Genomic DNA, 22,980 nt, shown 5'->3' on the forward strand with positions numbered 1-22,980 from the left:
CAAAAGATCCTTTTACTTTAAAGTTATGAATTAAACAAATTGAAATTTTTATAAATTATTACTTGCGCTAGAGTTAACTTTAGCTTTTATACTACAGATGTAGCATTATTTTTTCTTACGAGAGGGAACTACATGTACACGAGTCAATTTTTTGATTAGGTACAATCATTCTACTGTAGGAAATAATTTAAGTGATAAGTAGAGAAAGGATGATAATTAAATGGCAATTGAGAACAAAATTGTTGTAATTACAGGTGCAAGTTCAGGAATCGGGGAAGCTACCGCTAAATTACTAGCTGAAAAAGGTGCCAAAATCGTACTTGGAGCAAGACGAGAAGAGCGTTTAAAAGAACTAGCTGATGATATAATATCAAATGGTGGACAAGCGGTTTATCGCATAACGGATGTTGTTAATCCTGATGATAGCCAACAACTCGTTCAGCTAGCTAAAGATACGTTTGGTGGAGTAGATGTAATATTCTTGAACGCTGGAATTATGCCAAATTCACCACTTTCAGAGTTAAAAACCGACGAGTGGAACAGTATGATTGATATTAACATAAAAGGGGTTTTAAATGGGATTGCTGCAGTATTGCCAACATTTACTTCCCAGAAGTCAGGCCATATCATTACTACTTCATCTGTAGCTGGACTTAAAGCTTACCCAGGTGGTGCCGTGTATGGTGCTACCAAATGGGCAGTACGTGATTTAATGGAAGTATTACGTATGGAATCTGCCCAAGAAGGTACCAACATTCGTACCGCAACGATTTATCCAGCAGCAATTAACACAGAATTGTTGGATACGATAAGTGATAAGAATACAGCAGAAGGTATGACTGCGATGTACGAGCAATATGGGATTACTCCTGATCGAGTCGCCAATGTGGTCGCATTTGCGATTGATCAACCAGAAGATACGAATGTTAATGAATTTACAATCGGACCAACCATTCAACCTTGGTAAATTTATTTAGACAATAATAGGTAAACCATGTTATTTCGGAATAACACAGGCTGTCGATAATTTCTCTCGACAGCCCTATACTTCTCAGATATCGATAATACGATATCATCCTTCTAATCCACTGCATTTGCTCTCTTCATAATTTCCTGAACTATCGAATCTTTGGCATCTGCATAGTCTTGTACATGTTTCCATTTACGGTGAGCTAAATTACGCTTTACGCTTCCATATTTATCTCGATCGGAATTGTTCGTTCTTAGCCAATTACGAAAGCGCAACATTCGATCTATCTCTGATGATCCTTTACTAAATACGTGTAGATTGATATTTGTATCAGGACCTTTCAAGAGTCGGTGTTCAAACCACTCTGGTTCCCTTATACGTAAAATGTAGCCTGCATCCTCCAAGTCAGAAACATACGTCGCTTCGTCTGCAGAGTCTCTTACAACCAACAGAATATCAATAATTGGCTTTGCGCATAGTCCCGGCACTGAAGTGGAGCCAACATGCTCTAATTGCAAAATTTTGTTTCCAAGTATAGAACGAATCCTTTCAGCTTCTTGTTCAAATAACTTTGGCCAGTTTGGATCATAATCCAGGAGCGTAATAGTTGCATGGTGGTGGGTGAGTTCCCCAACTGTTACCTCCTGAAGCCTTTTATCACTTTTAGAAGTGGAATCATTATATTCAGACGTCAATTAAATCACTCTCTCATTTGTTAAGTATAGTTAAAACCAACATTTATCCGAAGTGATTATGAAACGACAAAACAAAAAGATTGATACTAACTATCCACCAAACTATGAATTTAGTTTTTATTGAACTTTCCCTTATAATACAAAATTACAATATCTATTTATTAGTCTCATATTACCTCAGCATTCCAATGGTGACATCCCGCCCACTTCAGGTCGAACAATATCGAATTAGTACATTTCCTGCGGTTTCCCAGGAAATATCAAATATTCCCCAGTTCATCACGCCATTTTAATAAGTCGACTTTTTCAGATTCTGTGATTTCTTTATTCTCTACTAATTCACTAGCTAAAATATCAAAGTTAGTGATCGTTCTATAAGGTATTTTAGCATCTTTAAATTGTTTGTCTGCCTTTTGCAATCCATAACTAAAGATAGCTAATACACTCAAAACCTTAGCACCTGCTTCTTGTAATACAAGTGCACTTTCGATAGATGATCCACCAGTAGATATAAGGTCCTCAATTACAATGACTTTATCTCCTTGTTCTACCTTACCTTCTATCTGATTTTGCTTACCATGTCCTTTTGGTTTTGATCGTACATAAGCCATCGGCACATTTAAATAATCCGCTAACCATGCAGCATGAGGTATTCCTGCGGTGGCACACCCAGCAATCACATCTGGTTTTTCTTCGAATTGATTAATTATTTCTGCAAACTGCTTTACTATTTGTTTGCGGATTTCTGGATAAGACATCGTTAATCGATTATCACAATAGATAGGAGAATGAATACCAGATGTCCAGACAAATGATCTGTCCGGACGAATCTGGATAGCATCTATCTCATATAATGCGTTGGCAATTTCTTTTGACTTAAGCATTTCTCCACTCCTCTACCACTCGCTCGTAATTTATTTTTGGGTTTTCTGCCTGTGTAATACTTCTACCTATTACTAAATAATCTGCTCCATTTTGTTTAGCCAGCTGAGGGGTTGCTACTCGTTTTTGATCATTCTCCTGAGAATCACTTAGTCTAATCCCAGGTGTTACGGTTAAGAAGTCATTTCCACAAGCTTGTTTTATCATTGGTACTTCATGTGCTGAACATACAACGCCATCTGCACCACTATTTTTTGTTAATAATGCTAACCGGTTAACGGCATCGTCTACTGATTGATTTATGTTTAATTCCTCTTGCAAAGTCAATTGATCCATTGATGTTAACACGGTTACCGCAATTAGCGTAGGAACCTTGTCCTGTGTCCCTGCTTCCAGCCCTCTCTTTGCTGCCTTGATCATTTCGGATCCTCCTGAAGCATGGACGTTAACAATATCAACCCCTAAGCTAGCCAAATTATACATCGCTTTTTCCACCGTTGTCGGAATATCATGAAGCTTTAAGTCTAAGAAAATCGGATGGTCATGTTCTTTTAGCCAATCAATCATTTCTCGGCCTTCACGATAATATAATTCCATTCCTACTTTTACAGGTACTCCATCAAGCTTATGTTTATCAATAAATGCTTTCACATCATTTGCTGTTCGAAAGTCTAAAGCGAGAAAAAATGGTTGATCCATTAACGATGCCCCTTTCCGATCGCGTCTTCCACAGATTCGAATCCATACTTTTTTAAAACACTAGGTAAATCACTAATGATATCAGGACATACTAGCGGGTTTTGGAAATTAGCTGTTCCGACAGCTACTGCATTTGCCCCTGCTAAGAGAAATTCTAAAGCATCTTCCGCTGTCACGATTCCACCCATTCCGATAATCGGAATATCAAGAGATTGACGTACTTCATAGATCATACGAATCGCTATTGGTTTGATCGCAGGACCTGATAATCCGCCTGTTTTATTGGCAATAATTGGTTTGCGCTGTTTTAAGTTTATTTGCATTCCTGTTAACGTATTAATCATTGACAAACCATCTGCACCAGCCTCTGCTACCGCTTTTGCCATTTCTACAATATTCGATACATTTGGTGACATTTTGACATATACAGGATAGTCACTAGCTTCTTTTACTTTATCGGTCACTTCTTTAGCTAATATCGGGTCTGTTCCAAATTGGACACCACCCTCTTTTACATTAGGACAAGAAATGTTCAATTCAATTGCGGCAATATCTTTTGATCGATTTAACGTTTTGGTCACATATACATATTCATCTACCGTACTTCCAGCAACATTTGCAATAATTGGCGTGTCAAATGATCGCAAAAATGGTAATTCTTCCTCTATAATGTTTTCTACACCAGGATTCTGCAGACCAATAGCATTTAACATACCGCTTGATGTTTCTGCTACTCGTGGTGTTGGATTCCCATATCTAGCTTCACCGGTTGCTGCTTTCACGATAATCGCACCGAGCTCACTTAAATCGTAAAACTGACTATATTCTTTTCCAAAACCAAAGCAACCTGAAGCAGGCATGACAGGATTTTTTAATGTTAAGCCTGGTAATCTTGTAGCTAAATTCATGTTAAGATCACCTCATTTGCCGCAAATACTGGCCCATCTTTACATATCTTCTTTGATTTCTTAGGATCGTCTTTCAATGGTACAACACATGCATAACATGTACCAACTCCACAGCCCATTCTCTCTTCTAATGAAATATAGCCTTTATGCCCATCTAATTGATTCGCAACTGCCTTTAACATTGGTGTTGGCCCGCAAGAGAAAAAATAATCAAAGGATGGATTAACATCCCTTATAATATCGGTGACAAAGCCTTTTGTTCCATAACTGCCGTCGTTTGTTGCAATATACGTATCACCTAATGATAGAAACTTTTCTTCATAAAAAATCTGATCCTTTGATTGAAAACCAAGAATACTAGTTACTTGTACACCTTTTTCTTTAAGTGTTTTAGCTAGGTAATAGAGTGGAGGGACACCTATTCCTCCACCTACTATTAATGCATGGTCTATTTTTAATTGTTCAATTGGATAATAGCTGCCGCATGGTAAAATAACATCCAGTGAGTCTCCAGCCTGAAATTTACTTAATGTGCGTGTTCCTTCACCAAAAATTTTAAAGATGATCGTAAATGCCTCTGCTTCAGCATTAACGCCAGCCACGGATACCGGTCTTCTTAACATATGATTTGGTAAGGCAATGTGGACAAACTGCCCCGGCTTTAATGCTTTTGCTAATGGTGATTCTAGTACTACTTCAAAGGTATCATTGGCAATTTGCCAATGACTTTTTATTTTCAACTGTTGTTTTGTTATCACAGTACAATAGCCTTCCCTTCCACTGCTGGCTTCGCAGTAAATGTTGTCGAATCAATCACATTCACAATCGCTTCAGCCGTATCTAAACTTGTTAAACATGGGATTCCATGCTCTACTGCTTCACGGCGGATTCTAAAGCCATCTGAACGAGGCTTCTTACCGGATGTCAACGTATTAATGACTACTTGTACTTCCCCTTGCTCAATAATCGAGATAACATTCTTGCCTTCTGCTCCAACTTTGCCAACTTCTGTAACCGGGATATTTAATTCTCTGATCGTATGAGCAGTTCCTTCTGTTGCATAAAGGTGAAATCCTAATTCATAAAAACGCTTAGCGATTTCAGATGCTTCTGCCTTATCTTTATCTGCTATCGTAATCAAAATTGCACCTTCCATTGGAATCGTTAATCCTGAAGCAGTTAATCCTTTGTATAATGCTTTATCCAATGTTCTATCTCTTCCAATTGCTTCCCCTGTTGACTTCATTTCTGGTCCGAGCATTGTATCCACACTGCGTAATTTTGCAAAAGAGAATACAGGAACCTTAACAGAAACAGTTTCCGGCTCTGGCAACAAACCTGTTTGATAGCCCATGTTTGCAAGTGACTCCCCAATAATACAACGTGTCGCAATATTAGCCATTGTTACTCCTGTTATTTTACTTAAAAATGGAATCGTTCGACTTGCTCTTGGATTCACTTCTAACACATAGACTTCATTTTGATGGACGACAAACTGAATATTGATCAGTCCTTTTACCCCAAGTTTTTCCGCTATATTTATCGTGATGTCTACACATTTTTGTTTAATACCGGCTGATAGTCGTTGGGTAGGATAAACCGCAATCGAGTCACCGGAGTGTACACCAGCACGTTCAATATGCTCCATTACCCCAGGGATGATCGTTGTTTCACCGTCTGAGATCGCATCTACTTCTACTTCAATTCCAGTTAAATACTTATCTATTAATACTGGATGTTTATGCTTAATATGGTTTGTCTTCGCTAAATAATTTTCTAATTCAGCTTCACTATAAACTATCTCCATCTGACTTCCACCGATAACATACGATGGTCTTACAAGTACTGGATAACCTATTGAAGCCGCTACTTCTTTTGCTTGTGCTAACTGTCGCACACTTTTTCCTTGTGGCTGTGGAATCTGTAACTCTTGCAAAAGCTGTTCAAATTTATCCCGATCTTCTGCAGTATCAATTGCAGAAAGGGGTGTTCCCAAAATTCTAACTCCCCGGCGTTCTAATCCTTCTGCTAGGTTTATAGCTGTTTGGCCACCAAATTGAACAATAACCCCTGCTGGTTTCTCCAGATCAATCACATGCATAACATCTTCTAATGTCAATGGTTCAAAGTATAATTTATCAGAGACACTAAAATCGGTTGAAACTGTCTCTGGATTACTATTCATAATAATTGCCTCATAGCCTGCCTCTTTCAGTGCTAATACAGAATGCACCGTAGCATAGTCAAATTCAATTCCTTGCCCGATTCTAATTGGACCAGAGCCAATTACTAATACTTTTTGGCGTCCGCTCACAATAGATTCATTCTCCTCTTCATATGCACTGTAGAAATAAGGGGTTTCCGATTCGAATTCCGCTGCACACGTATCTACCATTTTATAAACTGGTAGTATATTTTCAGATTTTCGAAGTTGATAAATTTCATCGGCCTCGACATTCCAGATACGGGCGATGTGTGTATCTGACAAACCTAGTTTTTTTGCTTCTTTTAACAGATCGAGGTTTTGAGGAATGTCTGATAATTTTTGTTCGAAATCTATTATTTTTTTCAGTTTATCCAAGAAGAAGCGATCGATCTTCGTTAGTTGAAATATTTCTTCAACTGACACGCCTCTTCTCAGTGCTTCTGCTAAAACGTATATCCGTTCATCATCGGCATGTACCAAACGGTCTAGTAACGATTCTAGTGATTCATCTGCTAATTTCGGTAAGTAGAAGTCTTCTCCACTAATGTCTAAAGAGCGAATTCCTTTCAGTAAAGATTCCTCAAAATTACGACCGATTGCCATTACTTCACCTGTTGCTTTCATCTGGGTACCAAGCGTTCTATTACCTAAGACAAACTTGTCAAACGGAAAACGTGGGAATTTGGTTACTACATAATCCAATGCTGGTTCATAACATGCATAAGTTGTTCCGGTAATAGGGTTAATTATTTCATCGAGAGTCATACCAATCGCAATTTTAGCGGCAATCTTTGCAATAGGATATCCCGTTGCCTTAGAAGCCAATGCAGAAGAACGGCTAACTCTTGGATTTACTTCGATGATATAGTACTGGAAACTGTATGGGTCTAAAGCTAATTGAACATTACAGCCTCCTTCTATTTCTAATGCTCGAATTATTTTCAAGGATGCAGAACGCAACATTTGATATTCACGGTCACTTAACGTTTGAGAAGGCGCGACAACAATGGAATCGCCGGTATGAATACCGACTGGATCTATATTCTCCATATTGCAAACAACGATTGCTTGATCATTTCTATCGCGCATAACTTCATATTCAATTTCCTTGAAGCCGGCAATATTTTTTTCAATTAAGCATTGATCTACCGGAGACAAAGATAAGCCGCTTTTGGTAATTTCTCTTAAATCATCCTCGTTATAACACATACCGCCACCAGTACCACCTAGTGTATATGCCGGTCTTACAATTAGTGGATAGCCAATTTCATCAGCAAAATCTACTGCCTGTTCCACTGTATTGACAATTTGACTTTCTGGTACAGGCTCTTTAATTTCATTCATTAATGTTCTGAATTTTTCCCGATCCTCTGCTTGCTGAATCGCATCTAATTTGGTACCGAGCAACTCTACACCATACTCAGCTAAAATACCTGATTCATCTAACGCAACTGCTAAGTTTAGCCCTGTCTGTCCACCAAGAGTAGGTAATACCGCATCAGGACGCTCCTTGCGAATAATTTTAGATAAGAATTCTACGGTTAAAGGCTCCATATAAACTGTATCTGCAATCGTATGATCTGTCATAATGGTAGCTGGATTGGAGTTTGCCAAAATAACCGTATACCCTTCTTCTTTCAGTGACTGACACGCCTGTGTACCTGAATAGTCAAACTCTGCTGCCTGTCCAATGACAATCGGTCCTGATCCTATTACTAAAATCTTTTGAATATCTGTTCTCTTTGGCATTAGACTTCCTCCTTCTGTGTTTCTTGATAGCTTGCAATGTTCTCGATAAAACGATCAAACAAATAATTGGTATCATCTGGACCGGGTGAGCTTTCAGGGTGATATTGTACGGAGAAAGCCGGATAATTGAGATGTCTAATCCCTTCTACCGTTTTATCGTTTAAGGCAACTTGTGTAAGCTCTAAGTCAGTTTGTGCTATCGATTCTTCCGTTACCGCATAACCGTGATTTTGTGAGGTTAAATAGGTTCGTTTTGTTTCAAAATCATAAACAGGATGATTGGATCCCCGATGACCAAATTTTAATTTTTCGGTATCAGCACCACACGCTAATGCTAATAACTGGTGTCCTAAGCAAATGCCAAAAGTTGGTACATGTGGAATTACTTTTTTAATCATTTCAATTGCTTCTGGTACATTTTTCGGGTTACCGGGACCATTTGTCAGCATAATGCCATCAGGTTTTAAGCGTAAGATATTTTCTGCACTATAATCATAAGGAACTACGGTCACATGACAATTACGCTTTGTCAATTCACGTAAAATACCATGCTTCATGCCAAAATCTACTAGAACAATACGATATCCTCTTCCAGGTGATACATATGGCTTTACGGTAGACACCACTTCTACTTGATTAGTCATTAGTTTTGCCTGTGCTAATTTTCCCGGTGCTTCCTTATCCTCCGCACCTGCTTCCGTTATAATCCCTCGCATTGTACCGTGCTTTCGTAAAATTTTCGTTAGTTTTCTTGTATCTATGCCTGCAATACCTGGTATATTATTAGCTTTTAAGTATTCATTCAAGTTTTCGTCACTGCGAAAGTTTGATGGTTTATCACTAAATTCTTTTACTACAAAACCGAAGATAGAAGGTGTAATTGTTTCAAAATCATCGCGATTAATTCCATAATTTCCGATAAGTGGATAGGTCATTGTGACAATTTGTCCACAATAGGAAGGATCGGATAAGGTCTCTTGATAGCCAGTCATTCCAGTATTAAACACGACTTCCCCAATACTTTCTTTTGACGAACCAAATGCTTCCCCATTAAAAACAGTACCATCTTCTAAAATAAGTTGTCTTTTCATTCTGCCCACTCCTCATATACAGTCTGTCCCTGATAAATGGTCATAACAGGCTTGCCAGTTATTTCCCACCCATCAAATGGTGTATTTGTTCCTTTCGATAAAAATGAATGCTTATCTATTGTTTCTTTTACTTCAAGATCAAGCAGTGTTAAATCAGCACTTGCGCCAATTTGAATTCTCCCATATGGTAATCCAAATGTATCAGCAGGTTTTACGGTCATCCAATCTATTAACTGCTTCAATGTAAAGATTCCTTTTTGAACAAAGTGGGTATTTAATAAAGAAAATGCTGTTTCAAATCCGACAATACCGAAAGGTGCTTCTTCCATACCGTTAGCTTTTTCTTCCGTCGTGTGAGGAGCATGGTCTGTTGCAATAAAATCGATTGTCCCATCAAGCAAACCCTCAATTAATGCCTTTTGATCTTCTTCGGCACGTAAAGGTGGGTTCATTTTAAAATTAGCATCATTATCTTTGATCGCATTTTCATTGATTAACAGATGGTGTGGCGTTACTTCTGCCGTTACACGAATACCTGCCCTTTTTGCATCTCGAATCACTCGTACAGATTCTTTCGTACTCACGTGACATACATGGTAATGGCATCCTGAAGCTTCTGCTAACAAAACATCCCGAGCAATCTGGACAGACTCACAAATAGAAGGTATACCTGGTAAGCCTAATTGTTTACTAACGTTTCCTTCATGCATGACACCGTTATGAATTAACGTATTTTCTTCACAGTGAGCAACAATTGGCATATCAATCGTCGCTGCCTCAGTCATTGCCTGCAGCATCATATCTGCTGATTGCACACCTACGCCATCATCTGTATAAGCAAATGCTCCTGCTTGCTTTAATGCTTTCATATCTGTTAGCTTATTACCTACAAGTCGCTCTGTAATCGAGGCATATGGCAATACACGAATCGATGCTGTTTCCTTTATTCTGTCCTGAATCGATTGTAATATTTCTTCTGAGTCAGGGGTTGGCTGGGTATTCGGCATCGCACATACTGTCGTATATCCCCCACGTGCTGCTGCAGCTGTTCCGGTTGCAATTGTTTCTTTTGCTTCACCACCAGGTTCTCTTAAATGGACATGAACATCGACAAAGCCAGGAGTAACCAAGTTTCCTTTACCATCTATTTTTTCTGCTTCTGGAAATGCCAAGTCGGTTCCGATTGCTATGATCTTTCCATCTTCAATTGCAATCTCACAAGATGCAATATTGCCGTTATCCAATAACTGCTTGACGTTTGTTAAGACTTTCTTCATTAAAATTGCCCCCTTTGTATAAAAGCTGTTCCATTACTGCGATTCTTGCTGACACACCATTTTTCATTTGTTTAAATATTCTGGACCTTGCACATTCTACCAAACTAGTATCTATTTCTACCCCTCTATTAACTGGTGCAGGATGTAAGATAATTGCATGTTTTTTCATTCTTGCTTCTCTTTCTATTGTTAAACCATATTTCTCTAGGTAACTTTCTTGATGTAAAGTAATTTGATTCTGATGTCGTTCATATTGAATACGTAGTAACATCAGTACATCAGCTATTTCAATTGCCTCATCCATCGATACATATGGAAAAGGTAGTCTCTCATCGTGCCACTCTTTCTTTCCTGTTAGATATACCTGACAGCCTAATGTAGAAAGGGCTAAAGCATTAGATCTTGCTACACGACTGTGCTTGATATCTCCTGCAATCACTATTTTTAATCCACTAAACTGGTTAAACTCTTGATAAATGGTCACAAGATCCAGAAGAGATTGAGTTGGATGTTCACCAGTACCATCTCCTGCATTGATGACTGGGATGGATAAAGATTCTGCTAATTGATGGGCGATATTCTCCTCATTATGTCGTAACACGATAAGATTAGCTCCAATGGATTCAAACGTTTTGGCTGTATCGTACGTACTTTCACCTTTAGTTACACTTGAAAAATCCGCCATAAAATCCAAAGGTTCCATTCCAAGCTTTCTTTCTGCTACAACAAAGCTCATTTTTGTCCGAGTACTAGGTTCAAAGAAAAGGTTAGCTGCAAAATATTGTCCTTGCAGAGGTTCAACCCCTTTCTGACTAATCTCATTAGCCCTTCTCACCAATTGAAGTATTTCCGTTTCTGTTCTATCTTTCATCGTAACAAAATGTTTCATCTTTCATTCCTCCCAGCTTTTGATTTAGTCTATTTATCTGCATCCTCAGGTTCTGCAAACATATTACCATTACCATAACCTGATTCTTTTTCTGGTAAGATAAGATTTAAAATTAAACCAATTAAAGCTGATAATGCCATGCCTGCGATTGTTACATCAACATCTCCGATTGGAATGTTCAAATATGCGCCACCAATTCCAACTACTAAAATAACCGACGAGATCACAAGATTTCTTTTAATACCTAGATCAATTTTATTATCGATCAACATTCGCAATCCACTCGATGCAATAATACCGAATAGTAGGATCGATACTCCTCCCATTACCGGGGTAGGGATAGAAGCTATTAGTTCAGTAACTATTCCGATAAACCCGAAAAGAATTGCTAATACTGCTGCACCACCGATAACAAACACACTAAACACTCTTGTTATGGCCAGAACGCCAATGTTTTCTCCATAGGTTGTATTTGGCGGACCGCCCAGAATGGATGCAATAATTGTTGCTACCCCATCCCCTAATATAGAGCGATGCAATCCAGGCTCTTTAATAAAATTCTTCCCTGCTACCTTGGATAAAACCATTTGATCACCGATATGTTCCGCTACTGTTACAACCGCTACAGGAACCATTAGTAACACTACACTCCAGCTGATAACTTCTAAGGGATTATAGCTGACAAATGGAAGCACAAAGTCAGGGACTAAAAAGATGGATTGGAGGAAATCTCCAAAAGAGTTGCTGGAAACGATTTTCTCCCATGCTGCTTGTACTCCACTAGTATCTAATACTTGAACATTTGTGACAGCAGTGATAATTAGTGAATATACATAACCTGCAATTATCCCGATCAAAATCGGGATAAGCCCGAAGAATCCTCTAAATAGTAAGGATCCGATGATAGTGATCAGCAAGGTAACAATCGCTGCACTAAAGTGAACACCACTATATTCCCCATCAATATTCATAGCCATATCAACTGCCGTAGGTGCCAGACCTAATCCAATCACAATAATGACCGGTCCTACTACGATCGGAGGTAGTATTTTCACAATCCAATCTGTTCCGAATGCTGCTATCAGCAATGAAAGGATTCCATAAACAATTCCAGCTAGAAAGCTTCCCACCATCACTCCACCTGGGCCACCAAGAGCCATTGCACTAGTAATTGGTGCGATAAAAGCAAAACTGGAACCTAAATATGCTGGGATTTGCCCCTTTGTAATAAGCAGATAGGCAAGTGTTCCTAAACCACTGGATACTAATGCTACTGCTGGTGATAAATCAGTTAAAAACGGAACTAAAATCGTTGCACCAAACATTGCAAATAAATGTTGTATACTAAAAAGAATCCATCTTGATAACTTTGGTATTTCTCTTACGTCCAAGACCATATTTTTCTCTGACATTGTCTGTCTCCCCTTTTTATTTAGCTAATAAAAAAACCTCTTTGCTGGTCGCAAAGAGGTAAACGTGTAATATATAGGTATACACGTATCCTTAACATGCGACCTTGCAAGCATCTCTGTACTTGTTTAAAGGTCTTATTCTTTTTCATATATACTGACACTATCTTTTTGATCGATTTCTTCCAACTCAACCGTTATAATTTCATTTTGTGAGGTTGGAATGTTCTTACCGATAAAATCAGCACGTATTGGTAGCTCACGATGTCCACGGTCTACTAGAACAGCCAACTGCATTTGTGACGGTCTTCCTTGGTCCATAATTGCGTCCATTGCAGCTCTGACCGTTCTACCAGTATATAGAACATCATCCACTAATATAACTTTTTTACCTGTCACTTGTTCTTTTAGGTTGGTTTCATTTAACGTTGGTTCCTGATGATTATTATCAACTGGAGATAAATCATCACGATACAACGTAATATCCAATTCTCCAATTGGTACCTTTACACCCTCAATCTCTTGAATACGCTGTTGAAGGCGATTGGCTATAGGAACTCCTCTTGTTTTAATACCTACTAGCATTAATCCTTCAACACCTTTATTACGTTCCAGAATTTCATGTGCAATTCTAGTCAATGCTCTTCTCATTGCCGAAGCATCTAATACATTTGCTTTCTTATTCATCATAAAAACCTCACTTTCCATTGCATTATTAAAACAAACAATTATGTTTACCTACTCTTTATAAAGAATATTCCGTGTTTTAATGAAAAAACCCTTATTCTCCGTGAGAGAATAAGGGTTTTGGACATACCTATAGCATGTTGATCCGATTCCTTTTCAGTCTCACGGGACTGTCTTTAAAGGTCTTTATGATATTGGTTATATTATGTCAAAATCTGTCCGGGAAGTCAATAACTTTTTCGGATATTTTCTAATACTGTTGCAAATTTAACAGGTATAGGTACTTCAAATTCCATTTGTTCTTTTTTCATTGGATGCTCAAAGGCTAAATGATAAGCATGTAATGCTTGACCATCCACGTCAATTGTTTTTCGCTGACCATATTTCGGATCGCCTACTAAAGGGTAACCAATATATTTCATATGCACTCGAATTTGATGTGTTCTTCCGGTTTCCAGTTTACATTCAATAAACGTAAACTTGCCATGCAACCTTTCGATCACTTCAAAATGAGTAACAGCAGGCTTGCCTTTCTCAGTAACATCCATTAATTGTCGATTTTTTTCACTTCGTCCTATTGGAGCCTCTATTGATCCATATTCATGAGGAACATCACCATGAACGATCGCCTTATATTTCCGACTAATTTTTTTCTCTTTCAACTGATCCGCTAATCGTTCATGTGCTATATCATGTTTAGCTACTACTAATAAACCACTTGTGTCTTTATCAATTCGATGAACAATTCCGGGTCTTTTTACCCCATTAATACCGGATAGATCATCACAATGGTACAACAATGCATTGACCAAAGTGTCTTCCTGATGGCCAGCAGCAGGATGAACAACCATTCCACTTTCTTTATTGACAACCAAAATATCCTCATCTTCATAGATAATATTAATTGGGATATTTTTTGCCTCTACATCTAACGGCTCTGCTTCTGGTACTTGCCACTCAATTTCATCATCTGTTTGACACTTATAATTTTGCTTCACTGGCTTCCCGTTTACGCGTACTAAATTTTTTTCAAACCATGTTTTAATCTGTGATCTTGAATAGTCCTCTGTGATATTGACTAGAAGTTTATCTATTCGCATCCCTTGATCACTTACTTTTACTAAATAAGAAAACTCACTCATTTCTGGTTGCTCCTTCTTTTATTTCTTTCATCTAAAAGTGTATAGATAAAAATAAGAATAACTCCTACTACTAAAGCAGAATCAGCAATATTAAATATTGGATAATCATATGCCCCAATATACACATCAAAAAAATCGACTACTTCTTGACGGAACAAGCGATCTATAAAATTACCGATCGCGCCTCCTAGAACAAGAGCTAAAGCAAGTCTAAGCCATTTACTCTCCTTGCCGAACTTTTGAATATAGTAAATAATAAAGGCTACTACAATCAAAGTAATGATGTAAAAGAATGTCATCTGGCCTTGCAATATTCCCCATGCTGCACCTGAATTTCTGTGTGATGTTAAATAAAAAAAGGATTCAATAACTGTTATTCGTTCTCCAATTTCCATATTTGTTACTACAAGCCATTTTGTTAATTGGTCCACCATAATAACTGCTAATGCTACTGCATATACTCGCCACATATTCTACCTCCGGAAATTTCATTACAAACACTATCAATACTTTTAACATTATACCATTATCTATAGCATTGAAAAAGCAACTACCCTATGTAAAAGGATAGTTGCTTTTAAATCATTATTCTGCTAGTCCAGCATAGTTTTCCTTTACAACTGTTGCACAGCGTGTACATAACGTTGGATGATCTGGATCCTCCCCAACTGTATCTGAGATTACCCAGCAACGTTCACATGTTTCACCTTTATGTTTGGTAATTGTTAGTGTAACATGCTCAAACTTTTTACCATCTGTCAGTTCCTCAACAAGTTCAATATGAGAGACAATTAACAATTGATGCAAGTATGGTACTTCCGCTAATAATGTCGCCACCTTATCATCATTTGCTTTGATGGTAACAGAAGCTTCTAATGATTTACCAATTACTTTTTCTGCACGTGCTTCTTCTAATGCTTTTAGAATGTCATCACGTACTTCCATAAATAGGGACCATTTAGCAGCTAATTGTTCTTGGTCTTTGATTTCTTTTACTTCTGGCATATCTGTTAATTGCGGACTTTCCGTTTCAACATCTGGGATGTAACTCCATACCTCTTCCATTGTATGAGTTAAAATCGGTGTCAGCAATTTTACCAATGAAGTAATAATTTCATGATATACAGTTTGAATACTGCGTCTTCTATGATTATCTGCTGCTTCAATATAAAGGATATCTTTCGCAAAATCCAAATAGAAGGAGCTTAAGTCAATCGTACAAAAATGATGGATGGTTTGATATACCGTTGAAAAATCATATTCATCATATGCTTTACGTGACCTGTCAATTACTTGTTGCAGACGATATAACATGTAACGGTCGATTTCTTCCAAGTCTGCTTCTTCTACACGATTTGCTAGTGTGAAATCAGATAAATTACCAAGTAAGAAGCGGAACGTATTTCGAATTTTACGGTACCCTTCTGACGTTTGTTTAATAATCTCATCAGATATACGAACATCTGCCTGATAATCAACAGAAGCTACCCATAAGCGCAGAATATCTGCACCATATTGCTTCATGATTTTAGAAGGCACCACTACATTCCCTACTGATTTACTCATTTTACGACCTTGACCATCTAATGCGAAACCGTGACTGATTACTGTTTCATATGGAGCTTTACCTGTTACTGCGACAGCTGTTGAAATAGATGAGTTAAACCATCCACGATACTGATCTGAACCTTCTAAATAAATATCAGCAGGTCGTTGTAGCTCTTCTCTTCCTTCCAATACGCCTTCATGAGAGCTACCAGAGTCAAACCATACGTCCATGATGTCCATTTCTTTCGTGAATTTTCCATTTGGACTGTGTTCAGATGAGAAGCCTTCCGGTAGTAAATCTTTCGTATCCCACTCAAACCAGATATTAGATCCATGCTCTTCAAATAATTTGGCTACATGGTTGATCGTTTCGTCATTAATGATTGGTGTTTTATCTTCACCGTAAAATACCGGAATTGGGACACCCCATGTACGTTGTCTGGAAATACACCAGTCTTCACGATCACGTACCATATTAAATAGGCGTGTTTCCCCCCATTTTGGCAACCAATTAATCCGATTAATTTCCGCTAAGATATCTTCACGGAAATCTTTAATAGAGGCAAACCATTGGTTGGTTGCACGGAAAATAGTTGGTTTTTTCGTACGCCAATCATGTGGATAAGAGTGTGTAATAAACTCTAGTTTTAACAACGCATTATTTTCTTCGAGTTTTTCGGTTACTTGTTTGTTAGCAGCATCATAGAATAAGCCTTCAAAACCTGGCGCTTCAGCGGTAAATACCCCTTTTTCATCTACTGGACACAGGACATCTAAACCATATTGCTTACCGACAATAAAGTCATCTTCACCATGCCCAGGTGCAGTATGAACAAGTCCCGTACCACTTTCAGTAGTAACGTGCTCACCTAAAATAATTAATGATTCACGATCATAGAACGGGTGCTGTGCGACTAATCTTTCTGCTTCTTTCCCCTTAAATGTTTGAACAACTTCTGCTTCTTGCCACTCAAGTGTTTCTTTTACATCATTTAGCATATCATGTGCCACAATATATTTTTCATCAGATACTTTGACCACCGCATATTCAAGATCAGGATGGACAGAGATTGCCATGTTTGCTGGAAGTGTCCACGGTGTCGTTGTCCAAATAACGAATTTTTCATCACCGTCCAATAAACCTTTACCGTCTTTCACATCAAATGCTACATAAATAGAGGCAGAGCGTTTATCCTGATATTCAATTTCAGCTTCTGCTAGGGCAGACTCTGATGAAGGGGACCAATAAACAGGCTTTAAACCTTTATAAATGTACCCTTTCTTGGCCATTTCTCCAAACACTTTAATTTGTGCTGCTTCGTACGATTTGTTTAAAGTAATATATGGATTATCCCAGTCTCCTCTGACACCTAATTGTTTAAATTGATTACGTTGATTATCAATTTGTTTTAAAGCATACTCCGCACATTTTTGTCTAAATTCAGCAATCGTCATTTTTTTGCGGTTCACTTTCTTCTTAGCAAGTGCTTGCTCGATTGGTAGACCGTGTGTATCCCATCCTGGCACATATGGTGCATGGAAGCCTGACATCGATTTATACTTAACAATAAAATCTTTTAGTACTTTGTTAAGTGCATGCCCCATGTGGATATCACCATTGGCATATGGAGGTCCATCATGTAATACAAACAATGGTCTTCCCTCAGTCCTTTGTTGCACTTTTTCATATAGTTTTTCTTCATCCCATTTTTTTTGCATATCTGGTTCTTTGTTTGGTAAATTTCCACGCATCGGAAATTCCGTTTGTGGCATATTCAATGTTTGTTTATATTCCAATTTAAATCCTCCTTATATTCACACTAGTTCTGATTACAAATAGATAAAAACTATGACTAATCAACATTCACTATAGTGTAGCTTGCTTCCATTCTGCATTTTGATGAGAGCTACCATTTGCTTCGGCAGAATGCTCCGCTTTCACCCAAGGGCACAAGCGTAACATCTATTCAAGCAAAAATCGCTTTCGTAAATCAGTACACTACACTAAGCGAAGGGAAAATACGTAGACTCCTACAGGAACAGCACAGCCTCAGCCTCCTCGGAAAGGGAAGTATTGTCCCATAGCATTTGCAAGTACTCCTTTAAGAATGGAAGTAAGTAAGTCAAACTCCACAGTTTATGGATTTTGCAAACTTTTTTTGGGTGTCTGATCCTAAAAAAGAACTCCTCATCCCGGAAAGGGACGAGGAGTTCTCGCGGTACCACCCTTATAGATAACAAAAGTTATAGTGCTATCCACTCAGCTATTCGTAACGTGAATGACTCGATTACACTTACTATAGTTCAGTGTAACTACTCATGGGTGATCTTCTATTAAGGTTCTAAATTAGGCTTACACCATCCCTAACTCGCTTTTTTAGTACACTTAACATACTCTTCCCAATCATAGTATTTAATTATTTTATAAAAAGTTTGTAGTAAAAATTATATGTAAAATCTCTACTTCCGTCAAGATTTAATATTGATTGGCCTCTTCTTTTTCCAATTCTTCTTCATTTTCGATGTCCATATCAAATAATTGTTCCCAATCATTATTTTCCAGCAAATCAAGCTGTGCTTCTATTAACATTTTTAATCTTGTTCGGAATACTTTAGCCTGTTTTTTTAATTCTTCTACTTCTAATGCGATTGATCTTGATTTATGAAGTGCTTCATTAATAATACGGTCTGCATTTTTTTCTGCTTCTTTTATGATTAGTTTCGATTCTTTTCGAGCATTTTCTTTTACTTCTTCTGCGGTTTCTTGTGCAACTAATATCGATTTGTTTAAAGTGGTTTCAATGTTAGAGAAATGACTAAGCTTTTCATTTAAGTGATCCACTTGTTCTTTTAAATCCTTTTTCTCACGGATAACTGTTTCATAATCTTTAATAACTTGATCAAGAAATTCGTTTACATCATCTTCATCATAACCTCTAAATCCTCTGGCAAATTCCTTGTTATGAATATCGAGCGGTGTTAAAGGCACTTTGGCCACCTCCTATTGGATGTCATTCGTTATACAATATCTTATCATACTTTTTTGACAAATTACTAAAAAAATTTACAAAAATCTATAATAATTTTTCAAACTCGATTCTAATTTTATCTTTTTTTGTGCGACCTTGTAATGCAATAATTCGGGATCTGCCTTTTCCTCTAATCGATATTAAATCTTCTTCTTCCAGCTGAAAGGATGGTTGATCGATCGTTTGGAAATTGACTTTCACCAGTCCTTTTTTAATAACATTCAATGCTTGTTGCCTCGATATTTGATATATTTCCTTGATGATTACATCTAACCGTAATGACGCACAGGTAGCTATTCGTGACTGCCACTTATCTTGCGAAGGCAGACGTTCAGACATGGCGATGCTCTCAAAAGAAACGCCTGCCTTCTTAATCGACGTTACATTAGTAATCAGATATTTAGTTATATCTGATGCCACGAGAATTTGAATGATATCGTTTTTTATAACAATATCACCCATTTTTTTTCGCTTGATACCAGCTGATAAGAAGGCTCCCAGAACATCACGATGTTCAATGGAAACAAACTTTTGGGGGAATTTTGTTTGTAATAACTCTACTTCAAAGCTTGTCTCATTTATTTGTTCATAAAAAGGTGCTAAAACAGCACGCTTTCTTTCTGCAAATTCCCATCCACCGAAAAAGGACAATTGTAATTCTTCATTATTACCTATAATCATCTCCACAATTTTTTGTTCACGTGGATGAAGGAAATCACTTATCTTTCTCTCATAACGTGTGGTTACTTCATCACGCCATGATAATACTTGATCAATAAAAGGATATTCCTCTTTTCTGAAATGCTGATATAAATCCATATGACCACCTATATACTGAAGACAACAGTAAGAAGGTTAATGAATAAAAAATTTAATCCTCGCATTGCAAATTGCAATACAAAAATTGCCACAATAGGGGAAATATCAATCATACCACCAATCGGAGGAATAATTTTTCTGAACGGCTCTAAATATGGTTCTACAATAGAACCAAGCATTTGCCCGAATGATGATTCCCTAGCTCCCGGAAACCATGACATTAAAATATAAATAATAATCGCATATGTGTAAAAAGTCATCGCATAATATAAAATCTGATGTAACAATCCCATTTCATTCATTACCACCTTTGTTCTGGATCTGATTCTTCCATAATTTCTGTTATATTCCCTGAGATTTCAATGTTCTCTGGGGTACATAAAAAGGTTTGTGAACCTAGTTTTTTAATTTGACCAGATACAGCATAAACTGTTCCACTCAAAAAATCAATAATTTGTCTTGCCTGCTGTGTATCAACTCGTTGTAAGTTAATAACAACAGATCTTCGATTAACGATATGATCCGCAATATCCTGTACTTCATTAAATGATCTTGGTTCAAACAAAACCATTTTAGCACTTTTTTGAACCGACTTTAAACTTACAACATTAGGTTTTTCATCTTTCTTTTCACTTCGCCTCTGTGGTTGATAATCTTGTTCTACTTCCTCTTCGACAATTTCATATTCCTCATCTTCGATCCCAAAAAAATTACGGAATTTACCCTTCATACTCATCATTTATCACCCCTATCTTCATAAGGTCCTACAAGACTAGAACCAATACGGATATGAGTAGCACCTTCTTCGATCGCAATATGATAATCATTACTCATTCCCATTGATAAATATTGACACGGCGCATGATGCCAACCTTTTTCTTGGATATCATCTCTTAAGATGCGTAGAGAACGGAATACATCACGCAATATATTTTCATCATCAATATGTGGTGCCATTGTCATCAAACCGACTACTTTAATATTGGGATAGACTTCTAACATTTCTATAAAAGATGCTACTTCTTCTGGTTGTAGTCCATGCTTTGACTCTTCACCACTAACATTCACTTGAACAAAGCATTTAATAGGCTTGTCTGTTCGTTTATTAATTTCCTTCGCTAATGATTTTCGGTCTAATGAATGAATATAATCTATCTTATTAATAATGTCCTTCACTTTTCGAGATTGTAACGTACCGATAAAATGCCATATTGCTTGTTCGCCAATATGATCATGCTTTTCTATAAACCCTTCCATTCGATTCTCGCCTAAATGTAGGACACCAGAGTGAATCGTTTCGATTGCTCTTTCTATTGTAACATATTTCGTTACCCCAATAATGGTGATATCTTCAGGGGCTCGTCCGGCTTTGTTACATGCATGTTTAACATTTTTCTGTATTTGATTAAGATTTTCGGCTACTGTCATGCTCAAGCTCCTTCCACCATAGTTAAACTAACCCAATAAATCCCATCATTCTTCCGGTAGGATGATGGTCTCTTCTATGAGAGAAAAATGTTGAATGATGGGAGGTACAATAAGTTGATATATGTATATGATCAGGTGATATTCCTGCGTCTACTAATAATTGATAATTTAAATATTTTAAATCTAACTGGTATTGACCATTTGAGCCTTGATAAGAATCTGCATATTTTGCATCTATATGACGAATGACTTGATCATTAACTTGATAGCAGGCTTTACAGATACTAGGTCCAATAATCACTTCAATATCGTTTGTGACTGAGGACAGTTGTTTAAAGTGATTAACTGTTTCTTTAGCAATATTGGAGACAGTTCCTTTCCAACCTGCATGTGAAATGGCAACCGTACCCTTCTTTCTATCCGCAAAAAATAAGGGTACACAATCAGCAAATAAAGAGGTGCACAACACGTTTTTTTCCTTTGTGATTAGACCATCTGTTTGTGGGATAGCATCATCCCTTGTGAACGCTCCCTTACCACTATCTTTCGATTTCATGACTTTTACTTGATTACCATGAACTTGGTCAGCCATTACCCATTTATCCAGTGGAAAAGAGATAATGTCGGCTAATTGCTTTCGGTTTTGTAATACGTCAGTCGGATTATCCTCTACATGAAAACCTAGGTTATTACTATGGTATGGTGGTAAACTCACACCACCTTCCCGTGTTGTAAAACCAGCTATAATATTGGCGTCCTTCATCCATTCATTAATCCATAATATGCCTTTATCTTCGGACTGTACAAAGGGTTCTGTCATCATACCCCTCCTATTTACCTCATTTTATCATATTTTGAATGATCAATACAGTTCCATGTCGTTATTGCTGATATGAAGTCGAGGAATCTTCATTTTTTTGTACTTGAAGAGTAGGGTAATTTCCATTCTTTTTTACTAATATCACATCATGTCCTATTTTCATGACATGTTCCCATGGTATAAGAATCTCACGTGATTCACCAAAAACCCCAAATGTTTTTGTTTTTGTTGCTATGACTAAGTTTGTAATTCTACCCATATCAACATTTATTTCAATATCTGTTAAGTTCCCTATTTTTGTTCCATCTTCTATATACACAATATCTTTCATTTGTAAAGCGGATAATGTTATCATTTTCTCCTCCTCCTTTATATCAATATATGTCTTCACTTTTAAAATATGGTGTTTATGACAATAAAAATCGAACATGTTCTGTTGTTATTTGCAAATACTAAATGTAATTCAATAAATGAGGGAGTGAAAAATATGGGTAGAGATGAACACAAGAAAAACACAACAAGAAACCCATTAGCACAGACACCTAAAGCTGAACAAACAGATGGAATCGATGTAGAATTTACTAATGAACTTGCTGATGCAGAAGACTTAGAAGCAAAAGAACGAGGGGAAAAAGCCGATCAAAGAGCAAAGAAGCGATGAAATATCATCGCTTCTTTTATAATAACCAGACAAAAATACATAAACTGTGAAATAAGGCTGTTTAAAATAGG

The 22,980-nt window shown here is 37.3% G+C and carries 23 protein-coding genes and 1 other annotated feature; of the genes, 2 read left to right on the forward strand and 21 right to left on the reverse strand.

Annotated elements, in window-relative coordinates:
- Window positions 1-220 precede the first annotated feature (220 nt).
- A complete protein-coding gene (locus ACTNEP_RS03140) occupies window positions 221-967 on the forward strand; it encodes an SDR family oxidoreductase (protein ID WP_441160172.1) in 747 nt (248 codons plus the stop codon).
- 113 nt (window positions 968-1,080) lie between these two features.
- Here the strand turns inward: ACTNEP_RS03140 and ACTNEP_RS03145 are convergent, their stop codons facing one another.
- From ACTNEP_RS03145 to ACTNEP_RS03245, 21 genes are all read right to left on the reverse strand, one after another.
- On the reverse strand, window positions 1,081-1,665 hold the full coding sequence (locus ACTNEP_RS03145; protein WP_441160173.1) for a GrpB family protein: 585 nt from the start codon (window positions 1,663-1,665) through the stop codon (window positions 1,081-1,083).
- 260 nt (window positions 1,666-1,925) lie between these two features.
- On the reverse strand, window positions 1,926-2,549 hold the full coding sequence (pyrE, locus tag ACTNEP_RS03150; RefSeq protein WP_441160175.1) for an orotate phosphoribosyltransferase: 624 nt from the start codon (window positions 2,547-2,549) through the stop codon (window positions 1,926-1,928).
- The gene (pyrF, locus tag ACTNEP_RS03155) at window positions 2,542-3,246 is read right to left on the reverse strand and encodes an orotidine-5'-phosphate decarboxylase (protein ID WP_441160176.1); all 705 of its coding nucleotides are present in this window, start codon (window positions 3,244-3,246) and stop codon (window positions 2,542-2,544) included. Before pyrF ends, pyrE begins: the two co-directional genes overlap by 8 nt.
- Entirely contained in the window at window positions 3,246-4,154 is a 909-nt protein-coding gene (locus ACTNEP_RS03160; RefSeq protein ID WP_441160177.1) for a dihydroorotate dehydrogenase, read from the reverse strand. The genes pyrF and ACTNEP_RS03160 overlap by 1 nt, the downstream gene beginning before the upstream one ends.
- Entirely contained in the window at window positions 4,151-4,912 is a 762-nt protein-coding gene (locus ACTNEP_RS03165; RefSeq protein ID WP_441160179.1) for a dihydroorotate dehydrogenase electron transfer subunit, read from the reverse strand. Before ACTNEP_RS03165 ends, ACTNEP_RS03160 begins: the two co-directional genes overlap by 4 nt.
- Window positions 4,909-8,109, reverse strand: coding sequence for a carbamoyl-phosphate synthase large subunit (carB, locus tag ACTNEP_RS03170; RefSeq protein WP_441160180.1), 3,201 nt, complete (start codon window positions 8,107-8,109; stop codon window positions 4,909-4,911). The genes ACTNEP_RS03165 and carB overlap by 4 nt, the downstream gene beginning before the upstream one ends.
- Window positions 8,109-9,200: a carbamoyl phosphate synthase small subunit gene (locus ACTNEP_RS03175; RefSeq protein WP_441160182.1), complete on the reverse strand. Its 1,092-nt coding sequence runs from the start codon at window positions 9,198-9,200 to the stop codon at window positions 8,109-8,111. Before ACTNEP_RS03175 ends, carB begins: the two co-directional genes overlap by 1 nt.
- Window positions 9,197-10,477: a dihydroorotase gene (locus tag ACTNEP_RS03180; protein ID WP_441160184.1), complete on the reverse strand. Its 1,281-nt coding sequence runs from the start codon at window positions 10,475-10,477 to the stop codon at window positions 9,197-9,199. Before ACTNEP_RS03180 ends, ACTNEP_RS03175 begins: the two co-directional genes overlap by 4 nt.
- Window positions 10,437-11,366, reverse strand: coding sequence for an aspartate carbamoyltransferase catalytic subunit (locus tag ACTNEP_RS03185; protein WP_441160185.1), 930 nt, complete (start codon window positions 11,364-11,366; stop codon window positions 10,437-10,439). Before ACTNEP_RS03185 ends, ACTNEP_RS03180 begins: the two co-directional genes overlap by 41 nt.
- 29 nt (window positions 11,367-11,395) lie before the next feature.
- Entirely contained in the window at window positions 11,396-12,778 is a 1,383-nt protein-coding gene (locus ACTNEP_RS03190) for a solute carrier family 23 protein (RefSeq protein ID WP_441160187.1), read from the reverse strand.
- A 135-nt stretch (window positions 12,779-12,913) separates the two neighbouring features.
- A complete protein-coding gene (gene pyrR, locus ACTNEP_RS03195; protein ID WP_441160188.1) occupies window positions 12,914-13,462 on the reverse strand; it encodes a bifunctional pyr operon transcriptional regulator/uracil phosphoribosyltransferase PyrR in 549 nt (182 codons plus the stop codon).
- Window positions 13,463-13,689: 227 nt separating this feature from the next.
- The gene (locus tag ACTNEP_RS03200) at window positions 13,690-14,604 is read right to left on the reverse strand and encodes an RluA family pseudouridine synthase (protein ID WP_441160190.1); all 915 of its coding nucleotides are present in this window, start codon (window positions 14,602-14,604) and stop codon (window positions 13,690-13,692) included.
- On the reverse strand, window positions 14,601-15,074 hold the full coding sequence (gene lspA, locus ACTNEP_RS03205) for a signal peptidase II (protein ID WP_441160191.1): 474 nt from the start codon (window positions 15,072-15,074) through the stop codon (window positions 14,601-14,603). The genes ACTNEP_RS03200 and lspA overlap by 4 nt, the downstream gene beginning before the upstream one ends.
- A 115-nt stretch (window positions 15,075-15,189) precedes the next feature.
- Complete coding sequence (gene ileS, locus ACTNEP_RS03210) at window positions 15,190-17,949, reverse strand: isoleucine--tRNA ligase (RefSeq protein ID WP_441160193.1); 2,760 nt, start codon at window positions 17,947-17,949, stop codon at window positions 15,190-15,192.
- Between the two features lie 399 nt (window positions 17,950-18,348).
- Window positions 18,349-18,569, reverse strand: a binding site (T-box leader).
- Between the two features lie 59 nt (window positions 18,570-18,628).
- The gene (locus tag ACTNEP_RS03215) at window positions 18,629-19,141 is read right to left on the reverse strand and encodes a DivIVA domain-containing protein (protein WP_441160194.1); all 513 of its coding nucleotides are present in this window, start codon (window positions 19,139-19,141) and stop codon (window positions 18,629-18,631) included.
- 85 nt (window positions 19,142-19,226) lie between these two features.
- Window positions 19,227-20,000: an RNA-binding protein gene (locus ACTNEP_RS03220; protein WP_441160196.1), complete on the reverse strand. Its 774-nt coding sequence runs from the start codon at window positions 19,998-20,000 to the stop codon at window positions 19,227-19,229.
- An 8-nt stretch (window positions 20,001-20,008) separates the two neighbouring features.
- Complete coding sequence (locus ACTNEP_RS03225) at window positions 20,009-20,293, reverse strand: YggT family protein (protein ID WP_441160197.1); 285 nt, start codon at window positions 20,291-20,293, stop codon at window positions 20,009-20,011.
- An 8-nt stretch (window positions 20,294-20,301) separates the two neighbouring features.
- The gene (locus tag ACTNEP_RS03230; RefSeq protein WP_441160587.1) at window positions 20,302-20,736 is read right to left on the reverse strand and encodes a cell division protein SepF; all 435 of its coding nucleotides are present in this window, start codon (window positions 20,734-20,736) and stop codon (window positions 20,302-20,304) included.
- A complete protein-coding gene (locus ACTNEP_RS03235) occupies window positions 20,736-21,428 on the reverse strand; it encodes a YggS family pyridoxal phosphate-dependent enzyme (protein ID WP_441160198.1) in 693 nt (230 codons plus the stop codon). The genes ACTNEP_RS03230 and ACTNEP_RS03235 overlap by 1 nt, the downstream gene beginning before the upstream one ends.
- 22 nt (window positions 21,429-21,450) lie before the next feature.
- Window positions 21,451-22,248 (reverse strand): peptidoglycan editing factor PgeF, encoded by a 798-nt coding sequence (gene pgeF, locus ACTNEP_RS03240; protein ID WP_441160199.1) that lies wholly within the window; start codon window positions 22,246-22,248, stop codon window positions 21,451-21,453.
- A 61-nt stretch (window positions 22,249-22,309) separates the two neighbouring features.
- Complete coding sequence (locus ACTNEP_RS03245) at window positions 22,310-22,603, reverse strand: YlmC/YmxH family sporulation protein (protein WP_441160200.1); 294 nt, start codon at window positions 22,601-22,603, stop codon at window positions 22,310-22,312.
- A 132-nt stretch (window positions 22,604-22,735) separates the two neighbouring features.
- Here ACTNEP_RS03245 and ACTNEP_RS03250 point away from each other — a divergent pair, with 132 nt between their 5' ends.
- Window positions 22,736-22,909 (forward strand): YfhD family protein, encoded by a 174-nt coding sequence (locus ACTNEP_RS03250; RefSeq protein ID WP_441160201.1) that lies wholly within the window; start codon window positions 22,736-22,738, stop codon window positions 22,907-22,909.
- The last annotated feature ends 71 nt before the right edge of the window (window positions 22,910-22,980 follow it).

The sequence above is a fragment of the Gracilibacillus sp. HCP3S3_G5_2 genome, from assembly GCF_052063305.1.
GTDB lineage: Bacteria > Bacillota > Bacilli > Bacillales > Amphibacillaceae > Gracilibacillus.

Excerpts from the sequence above, each read along its gene's own strand:
- ACTNEP_RS03235 (WP_441160198.1), bottom strand. The coding sequence starts at position 21,428 with ATGACAGTAGCCGAAAATCTTAATCAAATACAGAAAAATGTTAAACAT.
- pyrF (WP_441160176.1), bottom strand. The coding sequence starts at position 3,246 with ATGGATCAACCATTTTTTCTCGCTTTAGACTTTCGAACAGCAAATGAT.
- carB (WP_441160180.1), bottom strand. The coding sequence starts at position 8,109 with ATGCCAAAGAGAACAGATATTCAAAAGATTTTAGTAATAGGATCAGGA.
- ACTNEP_RS03230 (WP_441160587.1), bottom strand. The coding sequence starts at position 20,736 with ATGAGTATGAAGGGTAAATTCCGTAATTTTTTTGGGATCGAAGATGAG.
- ACTNEP_RS03140 (WP_441160172.1), top strand. The coding sequence starts at position 221 with ATGGCAATTGAGAACAAAATTGTTGTAATTACAGGTGCAAGTTCAGGA.
- pyrR (WP_441160188.1), bottom strand. The coding sequence starts at position 13,462 with ATGAATAAGAAAGCAAATGTATTAGATGCTTCGGCAATGAGAAGAGCA.
- ACTNEP_RS03200 (WP_441160190.1), bottom strand. The coding sequence starts at position 14,604 with ATGAGTGAGTTTTCTTATTTAGTAAAAGTAAGTGATCAAGGGATGCGA.
- ACTNEP_RS03175 (WP_441160182.1), bottom strand. The coding sequence starts at position 9,200 with ATGAAAAGACAACTTATTTTAGAAGATGGTACTGTTTTTAATGGGGAA.
- ACTNEP_RS03185 (WP_441160185.1), bottom strand. The coding sequence starts at position 11,366 with ATGAAACATTTTGTTACGATGAAAGATAGAACAGAAACGGAAATACTT.
- ACTNEP_RS03245 (WP_441160200.1), bottom strand. The coding sequence starts at position 22,603 with ATGATAACATTATCCGCTTTACAAATGAAAGATATTGTGTATATAGAA.
- ACTNEP_RS03190 (WP_441160187.1), bottom strand. The coding sequence starts at position 12,778 with ATGTCAGAGAAAAATATGGTCTTGGACGTAAGAGAAATACCAAAGTTA.
- pgeF (WP_441160199.1), bottom strand. The coding sequence starts at position 22,248 with ATGACAGAACCCTTTGTACAGTCCGAAGATAAAGGCATATTATGGATT.
- ACTNEP_RS03160 (WP_441160177.1), bottom strand. The coding sequence starts at position 4,154 with ATGAATTTAGCTACAAGATTACCAGGCTTAACATTAAAAAATCCTGTC.
- ACTNEP_RS03180 (WP_441160184.1), bottom strand. The coding sequence starts at position 10,477 with ATGAAGAAAGTCTTAACAAACGTCAAGCAGTTATTGGATAACGGCAAT.
- pyrE (WP_441160175.1), bottom strand. The coding sequence starts at position 2,549 with ATGCTTAAGTCAAAAGAAATTGCCAACGCATTATATGAGATAGATGCT.
- ACTNEP_RS03225 (WP_441160197.1), bottom strand. The coding sequence starts at position 20,293 with ATGGGATTGTTACATCAGATTTTATATTATGCGATGACTTTTTACACA.
- lspA (WP_441160191.1), bottom strand. The coding sequence starts at position 15,074 with ATGTGGCGAGTATATGCAGTAGCATTAGCAGTTATTATGGTGGACCAA.
- ACTNEP_RS03250 (WP_441160201.1), top strand. The coding sequence starts at position 22,736 with ATGGGTAGAGATGAACACAAGAAAAACACAACAAGAAACCCATTAGCA.
- ACTNEP_RS03220 (WP_441160196.1), bottom strand. The coding sequence starts at position 20,000 with ATGGATTTATATCAGCATTTCAGAAAAGAGGAATATCCTTTTATTGAT.